The organism is Marinomonas sp. 5E14-1 (assembly GCF_039939215.1).
Taxonomy (GTDB): Bacteria; Pseudomonadota; Gammaproteobacteria; order Pseudomonadales; family Marinomonadaceae; genus Marinomonas.
Window position 1 is genome coordinate 12,652 of the sequence record NZ_JBDXMW010000018.1, and the last position, 19,205, is coordinate 31,856.

Sequence of the window (19,205 nt, forward strand, 5' to 3'; positions counted from 1 at the left end):
TGCTAGTGTAAGCGCAAATTTCGATACGATGTTATGTAGGATAGAGTAATCAGTAATGGCTAAAGAAATTGTTTTAACCGGTGTTACTACGACAGGTACGCCACATCTGGGTAATTATGTGGGCGCGATTCGTCCTGCGATTGAAGCAAGTCGTCAGGATAATACTGAGTCTTACTTTTTCTTAGCGGATTACCATGCTTTGATTAAATGCCAAGACCCTGAGCGTGTTAAGCAATCTAGATTAGAAATTGCCGCCACTTGGTTAGCGTGTGGTTTAGACACTGATAAGGCAACGTTTTACCGTCAATCTGATATTCCTGAAATTGCCGAGTTAAATTGGTTGCTGACCTGTGTGACAGCGAAAGGTTTGATGAACCGTGCTCATGCTTACAAGGGGGCGGTGGATGAAAACGTGGCGAATCAGCAAGACCCTGATTTCGGTATCACCATGGGGTTGTTTTGTTACCCAGTTTTGATGGCGGCGGATATTTTGGCGTTTAATGCGAACAAAGTGCCTGTTGGCCGTGACCAAATTCAGCACATTGAAATGGCCCGTGACATTGCAGGTCGATTTAACCATTTATTTGGTGAGCATTTTGTTCTACCTGAAGCGGTAGTAGGTGAAGAAGGTTCTATCTTAAAAGGCTTAGACGGCCGCAAGATGAGTAAGAGCTACAACAATACGATTCCGTTGTTTGATACAGAGAAAAAATTGCAAAAAGGAATTAATAAAATCAAAACCAACCTTTTGGAACCTGGTGAAGCGAAAGACCCAGATGACTCTGTTGTTTTTGATGTTTATAAATCCTTTGCTACGCCTGAACAAATTACAGAAATGCGCCAAAAGTTTGCGGATGGGATTGCATGGGGAGAGGCGAAAAAGGAACTTTTTGCTTTAGTGAACGGTCAACTTAGCGGGCCAAGAGAAAAATATTTAGAACTAATGGCAAACCCTTCTCATGTGGAAGACGTATTACAAGCAGGTGCAGAAAAAGCCAGAGCTCGTGCGCGAGCAATGATTGCAGATTTGCGTAATGCAGTAGGTTTAGTGAACTTCAAATAATAACTTTTTAAAGGAGAGTTTTGTGAGAACAACCGTATTTGCCATGTTTATGGCGTTTGTTTTAGCGATAGGTGCCGGTGGTTACAGTGCCGATGTCCAAGCTAAAAAGTTCGGTGGTGGTAAAAGTTTTGGAAAAAGCTTTTCTATCTCAAAGTCTAAAACGTCATCTGCTGCAACAACAGGAGCTGCATCTACTACGAAAAAGTCAGGCTTCTTAGGCGGTCTAGGCGGTGGTTTGTTAGGTGGGTTACTTGTTGGAGGTTTGTTCGCCAGCCTAATGGGCGGCGCTTTTGAAGGCATTTCTTTCGGTGACATCTTGTTGTTCGCTTTGATTGGCTTCCTAGTTTATAAGTTTTTCATCGCGCCAAAACGTCGTGCTGCTGAGCAGGCTGCTGGAAATGGTATGTTCCGTGAGATGCCAGGCCAAATGGGGGGGCACTCTCAGCCTTCACCAATGGGCGGAATCAGTGGTTTTGGCGGTCAGCCAGAAATTCAATTGCCACCAGGCTTTAACGAGCAAAGCTTTGTGAAAGAAGCAAAAGACCATTACATTACTTTGCAAAAAGCATGGGATGACAATAATTTTGATGAGATTCTAGATTATGTTAGTCCTGAACTTTATAACTTGTTGGTAACAGAACGAGCTTCTTATGGCGACGATAAGCCTCGCACCGAAGTTGTTTCGTTAATGGTTGAGATTGTTCGTGGTGAAATTGTTGGCTCTACAGCGTCTCTTTCTCTACAATTTTCTGGTTGGATCAAAGAAGGTGATGAAACATCTGATACGAATGAGATCTGGCATTTAGAGAAAAACATGGTAAATGTGAATAGTAACTGGACGATTGTTGGTATTCAGCAAGACAGTTAATTATTAGAGAATTAGTACTCGTAGACTCGTCATGGTGTGTTTTAAACTAGACAAAGCTCGTGATGAGTTCTACATTATTCTAAACAAATTGAATACGGATGTGAGCCATGTCTGAATTAGCGCCTATTAAAGAAAATGGGAAAGCCTTAGCAGAATCGCAAAAAGGTGAGTTGTTACAGTATCTGACGTTTAAATTGATTGACGAGACCTACGGGATCAACGTCATGCAGATTAAAGAGGTGCTTAGATATAGTGAAATTGCCCCTGTACCAGGTGCGCCTTCTTATGTACTAGGTATCGTTAACTTACGTGGTAATGTCGTTACTGTGGTTGATACGCGTGTTCGCTTCAGTCTACCTGAATGTACTATTACAGATGAAACTCGAATCATAATTATTGAACACGATGGCGAACAAATTGGTTTGCTTGTTGATGCCGTTCAAGAAGTATTTTATCTATACCAAAATGAGATAGAGCAAAGCCCAAGTGTTGGTAATGACGAAGCTTTGAAATTTATTCAAGGTGTTTACCAGAAAGAAGAAGAGTTGGTTATTCTGCTTGAGCTTGATCGTATGTTTGAGCGTAATGAAGCGCTTGGAATTGAAGCAATGTCTTAATACTCGTTTTAAGAACTCAGTATTTTAAACATAAAAAAACCATGCCATGGCATGGTTTTTTTATGTTCTGAATCATGTTGTACAGCTTAGTGCGTAAGACGTTATTTTTCCCAATAGGCTTCTTCGAGGCTGTCTTCTCTTTCTGGTAAACCACGAGATAAGCGTGATGCATTTTGTACCAGAATCTCGTAGCTAACTCGGTTTGAGTATTTACAAATCTGGGCAAAGGATGAATAAGTCAAGAATGGTGCTGAGTGTTTGCTGGAATTCGGGATGGTTTCCTTATGGAAGTGATTTGCTGAAATGTCATGTAATAACGCAGATAAAGCAGCGTCTCCAGCACCGTTTGTGTTGCGTATTTTCTCTGGCCCGCCCATATAAGGGTCAATGTGAGAAAAGACTTTAATTGGATTCTTACAGGTATTTCGTAGCATAGGGCGACTAAACTCCCAGCGATTGAAATCAGCTAAGCTGCCAGATTTTATGGGGTTGCTTGTTTCGCGCTTTTGTTCGTCATCGGTGTGGCCGCATAGATACATGCCATCTGGCCCTGCTGTCAGGAGCACAATGTCAACATGCTCTAGTATTGCATCTGCAGCTTGAAGTGGGTCTGAAAAGCCAGTGAGAGCTTCTGCTTCCAATTCATTCATCGCTAATACGTTGACATAGTTTTTGATAAGTTCAAGCAGCTCTTCTTTGTGCTCGTCTACTACATGCTTTGTGCCTAGGGTCAGCACGGTTGGCACATGATGATTATCAGCATATTTTAATGCTTGAATCATGGCCTGCTTGATTGGTTTACCTTGATGTCGCAATGGATATGCGCAAGTAACGAGTGCCGCACTGCCTGCAATAATATTTTCTGGAATGTGGTCTTTGTTTAAGTCATCCATATCCCCAGGAGCGATTGCAAAGGTTCTTTCGCCATCAGGTGTAATCAAGGTGATACCGCGACCAATATCGCCAGATACACCTTGTAAGTGATTCATATCAACTTTGCTGCTGGTGTGACAAATATAGTGATAAGCTGGTGAACCTAGGGTGATGTTAGCTGACATTACACCTAATAAAACAGATTTATCATCGGCAAGCACTGAGTAGTTATGGATTGTGTTGCCAATGGTGCCACCAGCAAAGTGGTCAGAAATACAGCCTTGATTTGTCAGTTCTCGATAAATTGCAGAGGCGTTGTCTGCATCAACAAGATTCGAAAGACCTTTTTGGATATTAAAATTTTCCAGAAATTGATCAGAAACATTGGCAACCACATCGACAATGGTTTCATCTAAACCAACAATATAAGTATCTTTGTCGGGTTTTACTTCGTGAGTAGGTAAAATGGGTTTTGGTTGAGATACTGGGAAATAATGTTTAAGTTTGCGTTTGCCGGGAAACTTCATTTAGATGCTCATGGTCGATGGTCCTAGGTAATCTGTTGAGTTTATCAAAGAATGGAACGATCGGGCAGAAATGACGAAAAATAAAGTAAGGTATGCATGAACGAATTAGAGTTAGATCGTTACAGTCGACAGTTATTGTTGTCCAATTTTGATGTAGAAGGGCAATTGGCGCTTTCAGGAGCCAGCGTTTTAATCATCGGGTTAGGTGGGTTAGGTAATGTGGCGGCGACTTATTTAGCTACATCTGGCGTTGAAACTTTAGTGTTGGCAGATGGCGACCAGCTAGAACGCAGCAACTTGCCACGGCAAGTGCTTTATAATGAATGTCATATGGGTCTGAATAAAGTCGTCGCAGCAAAAGAGCAAATTTTAAAGAAAAACTCGGCGGCGAAAATACGTACGATAGATCAAAAACTATCAGGGGAAGTTTTATTTAACGAAGTCATGAAGGCTGATATCGTATTAGATTGCACGGATAATTTCACGACAAGGCAAGCAATTAATCGAGCTTGTTTACAGCATAAAAAGCCTTTAGTAAGTGCCGCCGCCATTCGTTGGGAAGGGCAATTGGTGAGCTTTTTGTATCATCAGCAGTCGTCTCTTTGCTATGAATGTCTTTACCCTTCCTTATCAGATCAACAATTGAGTTGTAATGAAAGTGGTATAGTGGCGCCAGTCGTTGGTATGTTGGGCGTTTTTCAAGCTTTGGAAGCCTTGAAAGTAGTCAGCAAATGCGGCGAAGTGAAACACGGCGTATTAAAGCTATTTGATGGCTTTGAAGGAAGTTGGCGTGAGATGCGTCTTACACAAAACTCAAAATGCTTAGCTTGTTCGGTTGAAAAGCCATAGAAAGCCCCTATGTTAGTAATTAATAATTTTTGCTAAGAATGTCATCCGATTTTCATTAGAATTCATACAAATTTTTAAGCGGTACATAATAGTTGATGCCGCGCACTCATTTTCAGGAGTAATAACATGAGCGATGTTAAGCACGCTAAATTAATGATTTTAGGTTCTGGCCCGGCAGGTTATACAGCAGCGGTTTATGCAGCACGCGCCAACCTTAATCCGGTGATGATTACAGGTATGCAACAAGGTGGTCAGTTGACAACAACAACAGACGTTGATAATTGGCCTGGAGATGACCAAGGTGTGCAAGGTCCTGAATTGATGGATCGTATGCGCAAGCACGCTGAACGTTTTGAGACAGAAATCGTTTTTGATCATATCAACAAAGTAGATTTAGAAAACAGACCGTTTCGCTTAGAAGGTGATGCGGGTGTTTATACTTGTGATTCTTTGATTATCTCAACAGGTGCAAGTGCTCAATACCTTGGTTTAGAAAGTGAAGCGAACTTTATGGGACAAGGTGTTTCTGCTTGTGCAACTTGTGATGGTTTCTTCTACCGTAACCAAGATGTTGCAGTTATCGGTGGCGGTAACACAGCGGTTGAAGAAGCGCTTTATTTGTCTAACATTGCTAAAACAGTGACGGTAATCCATCGTCGTGACAAATTCCGTTCAGAGAAAATTTTATCGGATAAACTACTAGAAAAAGCGAAAAACGGAAACGTGAAGATCGAATGGCACTCCGAGTTGGATGAAGTGCTTGGTGATGGATCTGGTGTGACTGGTATTCGTATTAAAAATAATGAAACGGGCGAGAAGAAAGAAATTTCACTTGCTGGCGTCTTTGTCGCCATTGGTCATAAGCCAAATACAGACATTTTCCAAGGTCAGTTGGAAATGAAAGATGGTTACTTAAAAGTTCAGTCTGGTTCTGAAGGTAATGCGACTCAAACCAGTGTAAAAGGGGTTTTTGCTGCGGGTGATGTGAGCGATCACATTTATCGTCAGGCTATTACTTCTGCTGGAACGGGTTGTATGGCTGCGTTAGATGCTGAGCGTTTCTTGGATTCTTTAGAGTAAGTTTTCGATGTAAATTGAAGACATAAAAAAACCGATCTTATGATCGGTTTTTTTATGTTTCAAATAACAAGAAAATGATCTGTTATTTTATTGAGCGTTGTAAGCTTCGATACCTTCAACGATAGCTTTACGTGCTTCGTCAGCATTTGCCCAACCGTCAACTTTTACCCACTTACCTTTCTCAAGTGTTTTATAGTTCTCGAAGAAATGCTCGATTTGGTCACGTAGTAATTGAGGAATATCGTTGACATCCTGAATGTGGCTGTATTCTTTACTTAGCTTTTCATGAGGAACTGCAACCAATTTTGCATCCATTCCAGCTTCGTCTGACATATTTAATACGCCAACAGGACGGCAACGAATAACAGAGCCAGCAACAACTGGATGAGGAGTGATAACCAGCACGTCAACTGGATCGCCGTCGTCAGCTAATGTGTTGTTTACATAGCCATAGTTAGCTGGGTAAAACATTGGTGCTGTCATAAAACGGTCAACAATAAGCGCATCCATGTCTTTATCAATTTCATATTTGACAGGGTTTGCTTGTGCTGGAATTTCGATGATTACGTTGATGTCATTTGGGGCATCTTTGCCCGCTGGAATTTTACTATAGCTCATTATTATTTCTTCCAATGTGGTAAATATGGGCGCTATTATAAAAGTTAGATTGCTTCTATGCTAGTTATGGAAGGCTTCCTTTTATGATATTCGCTATTCTTAGTTAAGAAAATACGTAAAAAATGCAGCTTAAACGTGTTAAGTTATTGCTTTCTTTCTGAATTTAGCTAGTCTTACAGTGTGATCAAAATATAGTCGCGAGGACAGTAATGACAAAATCTGAGCTGATAGAGCTGCTAATAGATCAGCAATCCCATTTGCCTGTAAAGGATGTAGAGCAATCTATTAAGGCGATGCTAGAGCATATGTCTGATTCTTTGGCGAATGGTGAACGCATTGAAATACGAGGTTTCGGTAGTTTTTCTCTTCATTATCGCGCACCTAGAATAGGACGAAATCCTAAAACTGGTGAGTCTGTAGAGTTGAACGCGAAATATGTTCCTCATTTCAAACCAGGGAAAGAATTAAGAGAATTGGTTAATTCACCTGATGATGAGATGAATGAACTTAACTAATTTACTTCTAATCTCTCGAAATTTTTGAGCTATCACGGCATAATGTAGCCATTATATTTTTGGTAGGTGGTTTTATGCTTAAATGGCTGAAAAGAGTTATCTACATTATTCTTGTTGTCTTCTTCCTCGTCGTAGGAATGTTTTTTGCCATCCGTAATCCGCAACTTATTAGTCTTGACCTTGTCTTCTGGGAAGCACCAGAGCTGAGCGTGGCTTTGTATGTTATTTTATCTTTCATGTTTGGCGCCAGTGTGGCTCTACTCGCAAGCTCGGTGAACTATTTACGTAGTGAGCGAGAGATTCGAGTGTTAACTCGAAGATATGAAAAAGCACGTCAAGAAATTGATGCTCTGCATAAGACCTCTATCACCAAAGAGCTGTCTATTGAGAAGAGGTAATTGAGTTGACCGAAATTGGTTTGTTCTTGGTTCTCTTCATTGCCCTTTTAGTTGGTTGGTCAATGGGGCGTAAGAACTCTGCGAAAAAAACTAAGCAGGTCAGTAAAAGTATTCCTACCGACTACTTTCGTGGTCTTAATCATTTATTGAATGATCAGCATTCAGAAGCGATAGATGCTTTTGTTGACTCATTAGAAGTTAATTCAGATACCTTTGATATTCATCTTACCTTAGGGAATTTATTTCGTAAAAAAGGTGAAATCCAAAAAGCCATTCATATTCATCAAAGCCTTCTTGCTCGTCCTGAAATCTCTCCACGTGAAATGGGTATGGTGCAATTAGAATTGGCCAGTGATTTTATGTCAGCCGGTTTATTAGACCGAGCAGGGCGTCTGCTTCTCAACATGGCTTCGACATCTCGAAAAAGCGAGTTCCACCCAAAGATTTTGACTTTGTTAGTGGATCTTTATGAGTTCGAGCAAAGTTGGGATAAGGCCATTCAAATAGGCACTGAATTAATTAAAGCAACCCCAATCAAAAAAGAAATAAAACGATTAGCGCATTTTCATTGTGAACTGGCGCAAGAGCAGCAAAGCAAAGAACAATGGAAAACGGCTTTCCAGCATTACAAATGGGCGTTAGAAGTAGACTCTACTTGTATCCGTGCCAGCATTGGTGCTGCAGATGTATTGAATAGTCAGCGTCGTTATCGTGATGCGATTAAAGAGCTTAAGCATGCGGCAGAACAAGATCCAGAGTTTATGTCATTGATTATCCCCAAGCTCAAAGAATGTTACCAGAGTATTTGGGGTAGTAGTGGTTATATAAAATTTCTGCAAGAAAAAAATCAAAAACGACCAACAACAGCACTTATTAAGGCGCTGGTTCAGCATTATATGGAAACAGACAAAGACTATGCTGAAATGTTTTTGGTGGAGCAGCTTAGAGCGCATCCAACAATTAAAGGGTTTAAAGAGCTGATTAATCTGCAATTAGCCGATTCTCAAGGTTATAACCAACAACATTTGGTTGTTCTTTTCGAGCTGATTGATCAGCTTATTCAAGCAAAACATAAATACCAGTGCCGCCAATGTGGCTTCCCTGGGCACCAACTTCACTGGCAATGTCCAAGCTGTAAAAGCTGGGGAACGGTGAAACCTATCCACGGCCTAGAAGGCGAGTAATTTCTTGTACAGATTAATTAAAACATTAAAAAGAGGACACTGAATGAGCTGTCAATCACCTATAGTCGTAGCCTTAGATTTTCCAACTATGGCGCAATCTATTGAAATGGTAAAACGACTTGACCCTAATCAGTGCCGAGTGAAAGTAGGTAAAGAGTTATTTACTACAGCGGGACCTGTGATCTTAGATGAGCTTCATAAATTGGGCTTTGATATTTTCCTTGATTTAAAATTTCACGATATTCCAAATACGGTTGCGAATGCTGTTAGCGTTGCTGCTAAAGCGGGAGTTTGGATGGTCAATATTCACGCTTCTGGTGGACGTCGAATGATGGAGGCGTCTGCGAATGCATTGCAGCAATTACCAGATCAGAATACGTTATTGATTGCTGTTACTGTCCTGACTAGTATGGATCAATCTGATCTTATGGAAATTGGTATTGATGGATCGCCGGAGCAACATGTGAAGCGTTTGGCCTCTTTGGCTAAATCATCTGGCATGGATGGTGTGGTTTGTTCTGCTCAGGAGTCGAGCATGCTTTCTACTGATCTTGGTAAAGACTTTGTATTAGTGACGCCGGGAATTCGCCCAATGGGCTCTGATCAAGGAGATCAGAAGCGTATTATGACACCCACTGAAGCAATGGCGGCCGGTAGTCATTATCTTGTTATGGGACGTCCTATCACTCAAGCAGCAGACCCAATTGCAGTTTTGACACAGGCCAATTCTGACTTAGGTATCGTGCTGTAAATATTTTCATTGACTATTGATGTCTTAGAAAAAAGATTTTACTCTAAAACCACTTAGCGTTTTTCATGAAAAAGGCTAAGTGGTTTTTTATTGGCAAGATGCCATCTTTCGAAAGACGAATCTGAAAAGGAATTTATGATGAACCTAAAACGTATACTCCGCGTAAGTATTTCCCGCTCCCTTCTTATATTTTCTCTGGCTCTGATGCCTTTCTCTTTGCTCGCTGCAACGCCTTTAGACATTAATACCGCTACAGTGGTGCAACTAGCGGCTGTTATGTCGGGTGTTGGCGAAAAAAAAGCAGAAGCCATTGTGGCTTATCGAGAGGCTCACGGCGGCTTTAACTCTATTGAAGAGCTGTCTAATGTTAAGGGAATTGGCAGTGCTTTATTAGAACGTAATAAAGTGTTGTTGCAGGTTGGTAATGAAAAGAGCTCAGAATAACCTCTGCTTTTTAAGGCCAATAAAACAAGCTAATTTAAGTATTAGCTTGTTTTTCTTCCAATTCTTTTATGGCTTGATGCTGAGTAATAAAGATCTTGCCGCTCAGATTTTTGATTAAATCAGAGCCTTCGAGTTTGTCCATAACAGGACCTTTCACTTCTGATAAATGAAGCTGCACTTCAGCGTCATTTAAGCGGTCAGCAATTTTTTCTAAACTTTGTAGGGCGCTGGCATCGATCATATTGATGGCAGTACACATTAATACAAGATGTTTGATTTCTTTGTTTTGAGATACCAGTCCTTGCAATCTTTCTTCAAGGGACCTTGCGTTGGCGAAGAATAAGTTTTCATCAATACGAACTGTGAGAATACTTGGGTGCGTCTCAACAGAGAAACGCTGAACATTTCTAAAATGCTCAGTCCCTGGAAGTCGTCCAACAATGGCAATATGTGGGTGGCTGGTGTGCCATAGGAAAAACAATAGAGACAAAATAACACCGACAATTAAGCCAGATTGCATTCCATCTATTAGTACAATGAAAAAGGTCACCAATAATAAAATTGCCTCCTTACGAGAAAAACGCCACAAATACCGCAAGTCTTCTAAGTTCACCAATTGCATCATGGAAATAGAAATGATGGCCGCCAAAATAGCCTTAGGCAAATAGAAAAATAATGGTGTTAAGAACAGCAAAATTAACAAAATGAAAACAGCAGAAAAAATGCCTGTCATTGGTTTTTTGGCCCCACAATCGGCATTGAGAACAGTACGTGAGAAGCCCCCAGTAACTGGAAAAGCACCTGATAAAGCGGAGCCAATATTAGCAAGTCCAAGCCCAACCAGCTCTTGGTTTGGATTAATATCCTGACGGCGCTTCGCGGCAAAAGATTGTGCAACAGAAACGGATCCAATAAAGCCCACAATAGTGATTAAAAATGCCCCTGGCAGAAGTTGCCATATCATCTCTAAGTCAATTAATTCTGGGTTAATGCTCGGTATCTCACTAGGAATAGCGCCAACGATACTCACACCGTCTTGATCCAGAGACAGAACTGCGACACTTATGGTGGTGATAGCAACGATAATGACAGGACCAGATTTGCCGAATAGCTGAACGATTTTTACTGAACATCCAATGTATTTCAAAAAGCGAGCGAAATTGCGTCTTACAAATAATAGCGCCGAAATAGAGACGACGCTTAATATAAACGTTGGCGTGTTTATATCTGTAATATGAGCAAACAAGCTGGTGGTCAAAGGGATAAGTGTGTCACCTTCTGATTGAATACCAAGTAAATACTTAATTTGCCCAATGACAATGAGAAGTGCAGATGCACTAATAAACCCTGAAATAACAGGATGACTTAATAGGTTGGTTAAAAAGCCTAGCCGTAACAGACTTAAAACCAGTAAAAATACGCCAGATAATAAAGCTAATAAAATAGCGATAGTGGCGTATTGTTCCGTGCCTGATACGGCAGAAGGCATTATAACAGACGCCGTCATAACGGATGTTAATGCCACCGGGCCAACAGCTAATATTCGGCTTGTACCAAATAGAGAATATAAGATAGAAGGCAAAATACTGGCGTATAACCCCGTAACAGCAGGTAACCCAGCCAGCATGGCATAAGCTAAACTTTGCGGAATCACCATAATTGTAAAAACAATACTTGAGACAGTATCTTGCTGAAAATCACTTTTACTGTAGGTTTTTAGCCAATCAAGGGCTGGAAGAAGCTTGCTTAGTTTCATTATATCTACGCTATGTTGAAGGTGAGCGAATCAATATCGACCATATATTTTAATTGTTATAACCTTATATCTTTATGGTATATGTAGGGGGGCATCAGGTAAAGTTGAATTTTTATTCTTTACGAATCTTGTTTAAAAGTCAGACGCACGTTGTAAGATTTGCTATTCTGTGAAGTCAATTTAAAGCTTAGGAAAAATCCGTGTCGCAAGAGTTTCAAGTTGTCTCACCATACTCTCCCGCAGGTGATCAGCCAAAAGCCATAGAAAAGTTGGTTCAAGGTGTTGAAGCCGGCTTAGCCCATCAAACCCTATTGGGTGTAACTGGCTCAGGTAAAACTTATACCGTTGCTAATGTTATTTCTCAGGTAAAACGCCCGACTATTGTTATGGCTCATAATAAGACCTTGGCGGCTCAGCTTTATGGAGAGTTCAAGGAATTCTTTCCACATAACGCAGTGGAGTACTTCGTTTCCTATTATGATTATTATCAACCTGAAGCCTATGTTGCCGCCTCAGATACTTTTATCGAAAAAGATGCATCGGTAAATGAACACATAGAGCAAATGCGCTTGTCTGCTACGAAAGCCTTGCTTGAACGAGAAGACGTTATTATCGTCGCGACTGTTTCAGCAATTTACGGTTTGGGTGATCCTCAATCCTATTTGAAAATGATGCTTCATCTAGATCGTGGTGATCGTATTGATCAAAGAGACATATTGCGCCGCTTGGCTGAATTGCAATATAGCCGAAATGATTTGGTGCTAGAGCGTGGTAACTTTCGTGTACGAGGCGATGTGATTGAAGTGTTTCCTGCTGACTCTGAAGACATAGCGGTTCGCATCGAATTGTTTGACGATGAAATCGAAAACTTATCGATGATTGATCCTCTTACCAATAAGATAATTCGTAAAGTTCCTCGTTTGACGATATATCCGAAAACCCACTACGTGACACCAAGAGAAACAGTAGAGGGCGCTATAGAACGCATTAAAGTTGAATTAGATGAGCGTTTAGAACAGTTAAAATCGTTAAACAAATTGGTTGAATTGCAACGTCTTGAGCAACGTACTCGCTACGACTTAGAGATGATGCAAGAGTTAGGGTATTGCTCTGGAATAGAGAACTACTCTCGTTATTTGTCTGGTCGAGAAGAAGGGGCACCACCACCAACATTATTTGACTATTTGCCCCCGAATGCACTGTTAGTCATCGATGAATCTCACGTAACCGTTTCTCAGATTGGCGCCATGTACAAGGGTGACCGATCTCGTAAAGAAAACCTTGTGGAATATGGTTTTCGCTTACCTTCTGCGTTGGATAATCGACCAATGCGATTTGAGGAGTGGGAGCAAATTAAACCGCAAACTATTTTTGTCTCTGCAACGCCAGGAAAGTATGAAGAAGAGCATCAAGACTGGGTTGTAGAGCAAATTGTTAGGCCGACAGGGTTGACTGACCCTGTCCTAGAAGTTCGACCTGTTGCTACTCAAGTTGATGATTTACTATCTGAAATCAACCTTAGATTGCCAGTAGGCGAACGTGTTCTGGTCACGACTTTAACCAAACGTATGGCAGAAGACTTAAGTGACTACCTGGATGAACATGGTATTCGAGTTCGTTATTTACACTCAGATATCGACACTGTTGAACGGGTTGAAATCATCCGGGATCTTCGTTTGGGCGAGTTTGATGTGTTGGTGGGGATCAATTTGCTGCGAGAAGGTTTGGATATTCCAGAGGTAAGTCTCGTTGCTATTTTAGATGCGGATAAGGAAGGCTTCTTGCGCTCTGAAAAGTCTTTGATTCAGACAATCGGTCGTGCTGCTCGTAACGTAAATGGTAAAGCCATTCTCTATGCTGATCGCATAACAGGTTCCATGGAACGTGCGATAAACGAAACAGACCGTCGTCGAGAAAAGCAAATCGAGCATAACAAAGAACATAATATTATACCCAAGGGCATCACTAAATCTGTTGAAGATATCATGGAAGGGGCTTACAACCCTGGAGCGGGTAAGCGTGGTAATAAAACTAAGAAAGTAGCTGAAACAGCAAAAGATTACCAAGTGGAAAGCATGGAAGACGTGGCTCAAGTTCGTAAAGCTATGGTTCAACTTCAGAAAGAAATGACATTGGCATCGGAAGAGCTCAAGTTTGAATTGGCAGCTGGTTATCGAGATCAAATACGCCAGCTTCAGAAAAAACTAAAAGATGTAGGCGAATCATAAACGAATTTGGGAAGTAAGACATGGCAATTACCTTAAGAAATTACAACATAGTCCGAGTCATCGACAACGATGTTATTGTGAATTGCACCGTTATCGAAATGTGCTACGACTATGCGCTTGTGAAATTCAAAGGAAAAAAATACAAAGTGCCTTATGACCTGATTGACGAGGTGATAGGACATGAATTACTCATCCCAACCAATGAGTAATCTATTTGAAACAAAGGCGTCAAAAAGTACTATCGAGGGCTTGTCAAAACCGCCTCTCTGCGTATAATAGCCAACACTTTTTTAGGACTATAGCTCAGTTGGTTAGAGCGCTACCTTGACATGGTAGAGGTCAGCAGTTCGAATCTGCTTAGTCCTACCACTATTTTTATAAGATACAAAAAAGCCGAACCCAGTGTTCGGCTTTTTTGTGCCTAATTCTCCTTTTCTTTTTTAAGTCTGATATTTATGGTAGCAATATTAGAGGCGTTTGGGGTTCTACTAAGGACTAAATTGAGAAGAGAGAAAAGGAAGAGGAGATAAGAAGGGCAGCTAGTATTAAGCTCAAAATTAGAGCCTAATACAATTGCGTCCGGCTTTTTTTGCTTCGTACATTAAATCATCTGCACGCTTGAGCAAGGCTTGGTATTCTTCTTTACCTTGTCTTTGAGCTATGCCTGCGCTGAAGGTGGTCAGTTCATTTTCAAGTTTGACCGAAGCAAAGCTGCTCGCCAATTGTTGAAGATATTCTTGGCTTTTCACTAGGTTTGTTGGCAGTAGCAGAACAAATTCTTCCCCACCTAATCGAATCGCGTGCCCAGCGTATAAATTAGCAATTCTCCGTAAAGCGTTGGCGAATTCACACAGCACCACATCGCCGTAGTTATGTCCCCATTGGTCGTTTATCGATTTAAAGTGGTCTAGGTCAATTAGGGCAAGGCTAAAGGTTTTTCCTTGAGCGTCCCATTGATCTAAATAAGTGTCTAATACGCGGCGATTGTTTAGCCCTGTTAATGGGTCTTGTTCGGATAATGTTTGCAGCTGAATAGATAGAGCGTTTGCTTTATCTCGCTCGAGTTTGTAACGCTTGGAATGGTTTTCCATCATGAGCATTAAGAAAAAGCCAGTAACAATGAAGCTGATGGTTAAGTCTAATTGGAGCAATTCTGTCGTTGGGTGTTTGAAAATCAAATCAGGGTAGTTATTTTCAATGAGAATAAGAGGAACAGGCATAAAAATAGCTAAGGTTTGACCTAGTCTTCGGTAAAACCCAAAATCACGGAAAGCGACGGAAATATAGATAAGTACGCCTAAATTCATGAAATACGTCGGTCCGCCATAACCGCCATTGCCAATCCAATTGAATGGCAACGAGACTAAGGTAACCAAAAGCATGAACATAATGGCCATGCTTTTAAAATAATTACGCCAGCGAGATAAGTACCAAGCACCAAGAATGACAGGGCATAAAGCAAGCTGTAATAGAATGTTTGGCATGCTAGCCAAATCAAAAAGATAGTTAGCCAAAGCGCAGTAGAAATAAACAATTGAGCCAACCAGTAAAACAGCATGATGGGTGTATTCGAAGGTTTTGTCTCGACTTCCTAACAGCCAAGTCAAGATTCGTCTTATTACGCCATCATTCACTGAAAGCTCCTGTTATGTGAAAGTTTGGGTGAGAGTCTTTAATGATTGCTGTATATGCTATTTTTATAGCACCAGAGCAATTGGTTGGGGTCGCTTAGATGATATGAAATTTTACCTCCGTTGATCTCTAAGTCAACGTTCGTTCGATAAAAAGCCAAGAATATACTTGGCTCAGTTACGTTTTCATTTTGCTAAGATGCTAAGCGTTCTTTGAGGTTCACGTCTCTGTATTCGTCTCTGAACCAGCCGCTTTCAACTAGCATGGGAATCACTTCTTCGAAAAACAATCGCATGGAGTTTTTATCTCCACCAGGAATGGCAATAAATCCGTCTAACGCATTAGCGTTCGCTCTTTCTACAATAGAGTGAAACGCATCCTCTGGCGTGCCAATGACCAGCCAATGAGAAGAGCCAATAACTTCAGGTCGCTCAAGCAATTCTGCCAGTGTAGGAGACTCTCTATGAATGTAGGTTAATAAAAGTTGGCTGTGTGTTTTGCTACGAACATTCTCATGTATTTTTGTTATGTTGGTTTTTATCGGTTCATGAAGAGGCCAATTTGAAAGGTCGAGTCCTATGGCGTCTTTTATATAGTCTATTCTCTTTTGTTTGCTAGGTTGACGATGAGTTGATCTATACAGTTGCAGAGCTTCTTCTTGAGTTGATGCTAAGAACAAACTTAAACCTGGAAAGACTTTTATACTGTTTTCGTCTCGGTGTTGCGCCTTGGCTTTGGCTCTAAGGTCTTGCCTAAGTTCGATCCCAGATTCTATATCTGGCGTCGCTGCGAAAACGGCATCCGCGATGTTGGCAGCAAAGTGTCGTCCAGATTCAGAAGCGCCTGCTTGAAACAACGCAATGTCTTTGAATGGTGACTCAGGTAAATTTAAAGGGCCTTTAACGCAAAGGTGTTTGCCTTCGTGATGAACCGGTTGCACAAGCGCTTTATCGGCAAAAGTGCCTGTGGTTTTGTCTTGCTTTAATGCTGCATTAGGAAAGCTCTTCCAAAGCTTCATGACCACTTCTAGAAACTCGGAAGATTTCTCATAACGTTCGTCAGAGCTGAGTCTTTCTTTTTGGCCGTAGTTCTCGTGCCCATCAATGGCAGTGACAATATTCCAACCTACTCGCCCTTGGCTTATCCATTGTAACGTTTGCAATTGTTTTGCCACGTAATAGGGAGGCAATAATGTGGTAGATGCGGTAGAAATTAAACCAATGGACTCTGTGTGTTCCGCGATGGCAGCAAGCAGTAACATAGGGTCGAGATTACAAAAGCCAGGTTCAGTATCAAAGAGCTCTTCATTCAGAAACTGAGTGTCAGGGCGAAAGACAAAATCCAGTTTATAGGCTTCTGCCAGCTTGGCCATTTCAATATAGGGCGCTGTGTTGAAGGCGGATTCTACTTCACTGTTTGGGCGTTGCCAGCCTTTACCGCTTAACCAGCCCATTGCCAGAGCCAATCCTATGTGCAATTTTTTGGGTTCCATTTTGTTCCTTACGCAAATAGAAAATGCGTCATTAGCTATCTAATGACGCATTTTGGGTGTTCGTTGTTATTGGTTATTGGTTATTGGTTAAAAGTCGTAATGAGCACTTGCTTTAAAAGACCTTTCAGCACCTGGATAATTAAATATTCCTGAGCCACCAACTCGTGCGTAATATTGTTCATTAAACAGATTGCTCACATTGAATTGCGCTCGTAAAGACGGTGTAATTTGGTAAGATGCCATTGCACTTACTGTTTTATAAGCGTCGGCGTCGGCACCTGAATCATTGATGATTTCACTCATGGCGTTTAAACCAGCACCCACATTGAGTTTTTCATTCACTTGATAATTGCCCCATAGGTTTATCATGTGCTCAGGCATATAACTGATGAGCACGTCATAAGCACTCGCCTCTAAGATTTCAGTGTCTATGTAGCTGTATCCCGCTGTCATTTTGAATCGTTCTGAAAGTTGTCCAATGACTTCAAACTCTGCGCCTGTCATTTGACGTTCGCCAGTGGCTACGTAGTTATAAGAGGAGTCAAAGGCGAACGCGTTTTCATCATGAATGCGATAAAAAGACAGGCGGGCTTGTAGGTTATTATTTAAGTAACTGCCTTTAATACCAACTTCTATTTGGTTGCCTTCGCGTGGGTCTAAGATGTCACCGTACTCATCAATATATTCTTGAGGAATGTAGAGTTGAGAGGCACTTGCATACAAGCTGTGTGAGTCATTTAGATCATAAACAGCGCCACTGTATCCAATCAATTTACTGTCAGAGCGAGTGGTGGTTGAGTCGGTTAGCTTATTGTTGTTTGTGATATCCCACTGACTGGAGCGAGCCCCCACGATTAAAGCCAGTTCTTTTATAGGTCGAAGAGTCAACTTACCATAAACGCCTGTTTCTTCTCGAGTGACATTGCTGTAGCTAGAAGCTCCGTTTGTTCCCAGAATGTCGTAATAAGCGATACTATCAAGCGCAGAAATAGAGTAGGTTGTCGCAGATCGAGACTTGTATTCTTCTCGATCATCTTCGAAGTTTTTGTAATCAAGTCCTGCGACAAATTCTGAAATATTGCCTAAAAACTCAAATGGTTGGCTGTAGCTGCCATCGACCACAAAGGCTTTTTGTTCTACATCGCCTGCATAAGGTAACAGGTCGATAGTGTCGGTTGAGGAAATGGCGCTGTTGGCATATAAATAGCTCCAGTCAGCCGTGTTTTCACGGTATCGCATGCCCACTTTTCCGTAGCCACCATTGTCAAAGTGCGTGGTAAGGTCAGCAAAAAAATCGTCACTGGTCATTTCAAAGCTGTTCCAGTTTGGGGCGTAATAATCGTTGTTTGGTAGGCTTAATAAGTTGCCATCAGAGTCGAGAGGCAAACCGTTGTTTGGTATAACAGATCGTTCTTGATGAAGGAAACCTACGCCTAAAATAGTGTCTTCGTCCAAGTCAAAGTCTAATGAGCCATAAATGGTTTCATGGTGCTCGTCTTTATCGGTTGCTTCTGGCGTTTCACCAAAGCCATTAATGACCAAACGCCCACGAACCGTGCCTTCTTCATTTAATGGAGAACTCACATCTAACCCGACTTCATAATATTCATCACTGCCGATTGCTAGATCTAGGTCGCCATCAAATTCATATCCGCCTCGTTTTCTAATGAGGTTAATAATGCCGCCCATTTCTCCGCTGGCGTCGAACAATCCTGATGGGCCACGCATGATTTCAATGCGATCAAATGGCGCTAGATTTGGCATGGTTCCCAAGCGACTTTCCATCTGCGCTGGTAAGCCATCAACATTATATTCTGAATATTTATAGCCACGGGCGATAACCGATGAACGTCCTTTTTCATTTGGTAGCATACGCAGTCCAGGCGTATTTTCAGCGACTTCCTGTAAAGTATCGACACTTTGGTCTTCGATGGTTTGATTGGTGACAACGCTAACAGATTGAGGAATATCTTTTAGTGCGGCTGGTGCTTTCGTGCCAACAAAAGCACCCTTGTTTGTGTAGCTGTCGGTGTCTTCTGTAGGTTCTTCCAAATAAAGCGAGTTACCTTCAATGGTGAGGGTTTCTATTTGAGTGTCGTTTTCAGCATAGGCATTGACTGAAATAAAAAGTGCTGCGTAAACAGCTGTCAGCGGAAAAGAGATTTTATTTGTCATAGTTGTCCTGAAATTGTATTTGTTAATGAGAAGGGTTATTGTTTGCGTCAAATTGTATTCGATAATGTTTCAGCTTCGGTGTTGAAAACAAGCCAACCTATATTGAAAACACGACAACCTATTTAGAACGGAGGG

General features: G+C 41.4%; 18 protein-coding genes and 1 tRNA gene. 13 read left to right on the forward strand and 6 right to left on the reverse strand.

Translation table 11 applies throughout. From position 1 onward, the window contains the following. Positions 1–55 precede the first annotated feature (55 nt). The 3 genes from ABFY09_RS13885 to ABFY09_RS13895 all read left to right on the forward strand — a co-directional run bounded on the left by ABFY09_RS13885 (position 56) and on the right by ABFY09_RS13895 (position 2,548). Positions 56–1,063 carry a tryptophan--tRNA ligase gene (locus ABFY09_RS13885; protein ID WP_347984875.1) on the forward strand — a complete coding sequence of 336 codons (1,008 nt, stop codon included), beginning with the start codon at positions 56–58 and terminating at the stop codon, positions 1,061–1,063. A 22-nt stretch (positions 1,064–1,085) separates the two neighbouring features. Further along, on the forward strand, positions 1,086–1,931 hold the full coding sequence (locus ABFY09_RS13890) for a Tim44-like domain-containing protein (RefSeq protein WP_347984876.1): 846 nt from the start codon (positions 1,086–1,088) through the stop codon (positions 1,929–1,931). Positions 1,932–2,038: 107 nt separating this feature from the next. Then, positions 2,039–2,548, forward strand: a complete 510-nt coding sequence (locus ABFY09_RS13895) for a chemotaxis protein CheW (RefSeq protein ID WP_317004763.1) — start codon at positions 2,039–2,041, stop codon at positions 2,546–2,548. Between the two features lie 101 nt (positions 2,549–2,649). On the opposite strand, the gene ABFY09_RS13900 is transcribed toward ABFY09_RS13895, so the two are convergent. After that, the gene (locus ABFY09_RS13900) at positions 2,650–3,948 is read right to left on the reverse strand and encodes an inosine/guanosine kinase (RefSeq protein ID WP_347984877.1); all 1,299 of its coding nucleotides are present in this window, start codon (positions 3,946–3,948) and stop codon (positions 2,650–2,652) included. Between the two features lie 96 nt (positions 3,949–4,044). Here ABFY09_RS13900 and ABFY09_RS13905 point away from each other — a divergent pair, with 96 nt between their 5' ends. Continuing rightward, entirely contained in the window at positions 4,045–4,797 is a 753-nt protein-coding gene (locus tag ABFY09_RS13905; protein ID WP_347984878.1) for a HesA/MoeB/ThiF family protein, read from the forward strand. 126 nt (positions 4,798–4,923) lie between these two features. Next, complete coding sequence (gene trxB / locus ABFY09_RS13910; RefSeq protein WP_347984879.1) at positions 4,924–5,877, forward strand: thioredoxin-disulfide reductase; 954 nt, start codon at positions 4,924–4,926, stop codon at positions 5,875–5,877. Positions 5,878–5,964: 87 nt separating this feature from the next. Here the strand turns inward: trxB and ppa are convergent, their stop codons facing one another. Then, positions 5,965–6,495: an inorganic diphosphatase gene (ppa, locus tag ABFY09_RS13915; protein WP_347984880.1), complete on the reverse strand. Its 531-nt coding sequence runs from the start codon at positions 6,493–6,495 to the stop codon at positions 5,965–5,967. Positions 6,496–6,704: 209 nt separating this feature from the next. Between ppa and ihfB the strand changes: the two genes are divergently transcribed. From ihfB to ABFY09_RS13940, 5 genes are all read left to right on the forward strand, one after another. After that, on the forward strand, positions 6,705–7,010 hold the full coding sequence (ihfB, locus tag ABFY09_RS13920; RefSeq protein WP_347984881.1) for an integration host factor subunit beta: 306 nt from the start codon (positions 6,705–6,707) through the stop codon (positions 7,008–7,010). A 74-nt stretch (positions 7,011–7,084) separates the two neighbouring features. Beyond that, the gene (locus ABFY09_RS13925) at positions 7,085–7,408 is read left to right on the forward strand and encodes a LapA family protein (protein ID WP_347984882.1); all 324 of its coding nucleotides are present in this window, start codon (positions 7,085–7,087) and stop codon (positions 7,406–7,408) included. A gap of 5 nt (positions 7,409–7,413) precedes the next feature. Continuing rightward, positions 7,414–8,592 carry a lipopolysaccharide assembly protein LapB gene (gene lapB / locus ABFY09_RS13930; protein ID WP_347984883.1) on the forward strand — a complete coding sequence of 393 codons (1,179 nt, stop codon included), beginning with the start codon at positions 7,414–7,416 and terminating at the stop codon, positions 8,590–8,592. 43 nt (positions 8,593–8,635) lie between these two features. After that, positions 8,636–9,343 carry an orotidine-5'-phosphate decarboxylase gene (pyrF, locus tag ABFY09_RS13935; protein WP_347984884.1) on the forward strand — a complete coding sequence of 236 codons (708 nt, stop codon included), beginning with the start codon at positions 8,636–8,638 and terminating at the stop codon, positions 9,341–9,343. A gap of 135 nt (positions 9,344–9,478) precedes the next feature. After that, positions 9,479–9,787, forward strand: coding sequence for a helix-hairpin-helix domain-containing protein (locus ABFY09_RS13940; protein WP_347984885.1), 309 nt, complete (start codon positions 9,479–9,481; stop codon positions 9,785–9,787). 34 nt (positions 9,788–9,821) lie between these two features. Here the strand turns inward: ABFY09_RS13940 and sulP are convergent, their stop codons facing one another. After that, positions 9,822–11,543: a sulfate permease gene (sulP, locus tag ABFY09_RS13945; RefSeq protein ID WP_347984886.1), complete on the reverse strand. Its 1,722-nt coding sequence runs from the start codon at positions 11,541–11,543 to the stop codon at positions 9,822–9,824. A 200-nt stretch (positions 11,544–11,743) separates the two neighbouring features. Here sulP and uvrB point away from each other — a divergent pair, with 200 nt between their 5' ends. The 3 genes from uvrB to ABFY09_RS13960 all read left to right on the forward strand — a co-directional run bounded on the left by uvrB (position 11,744) and on the right by ABFY09_RS13960 (position 14,140). After that, a complete protein-coding gene (gene uvrB, locus ABFY09_RS13950) occupies positions 11,744–13,771 on the forward strand; it encodes an excinuclease ABC subunit UvrB (protein ID WP_347984887.1) in 2,028 nt (675 codons plus the stop codon). Between the two features lie 20 nt (positions 13,772–13,791). Beyond that, positions 13,792–13,980, forward strand: a complete 189-nt coding sequence (locus ABFY09_RS13955; protein ID WP_347984888.1) for a hypothetical protein — start codon at positions 13,792–13,794, stop codon at positions 13,978–13,980. An 83-nt stretch (positions 13,981–14,063) separates the two neighbouring features. Continuing rightward, positions 14,064–14,140 (forward strand) — tRNA-Val (locus tag ABFY09_RS13960). A 188-nt stretch (positions 14,141–14,328) separates the two neighbouring features. Here ABFY09_RS13960 and ABFY09_RS13965 read toward each other — a convergent pair. The 3 genes from ABFY09_RS13965 to ABFY09_RS13975 all read right to left on the reverse strand — a co-directional run bounded on the left by ABFY09_RS13965 (position 14,329) and on the right by ABFY09_RS13975 (position 19,070). Next, positions 14,329–15,405 (reverse strand): GGDEF domain-containing protein, encoded by a 1,077-nt coding sequence (locus tag ABFY09_RS13965; protein ID WP_347984889.1) that lies wholly within the window; start codon positions 15,403–15,405, stop codon positions 14,329–14,331. Positions 15,406–15,596: 191 nt separating this feature from the next. After that, complete coding sequence (locus ABFY09_RS13970) at positions 15,597–16,895, reverse strand: NtaA/DmoA family FMN-dependent monooxygenase (RefSeq protein WP_347984890.1); 1,299 nt, start codon at positions 16,893–16,895, stop codon at positions 15,597–15,599. An 87-nt stretch (positions 16,896–16,982) separates the two neighbouring features. Further along, positions 16,983–19,070, reverse strand: coding sequence for a TonB-dependent siderophore receptor (locus tag ABFY09_RS13975; protein ID WP_347984891.1), 2,088 nt, complete (start codon positions 19,068–19,070; stop codon positions 16,983–16,985). Positions 19,071–19,205: the final 135 nt, after the last annotated feature.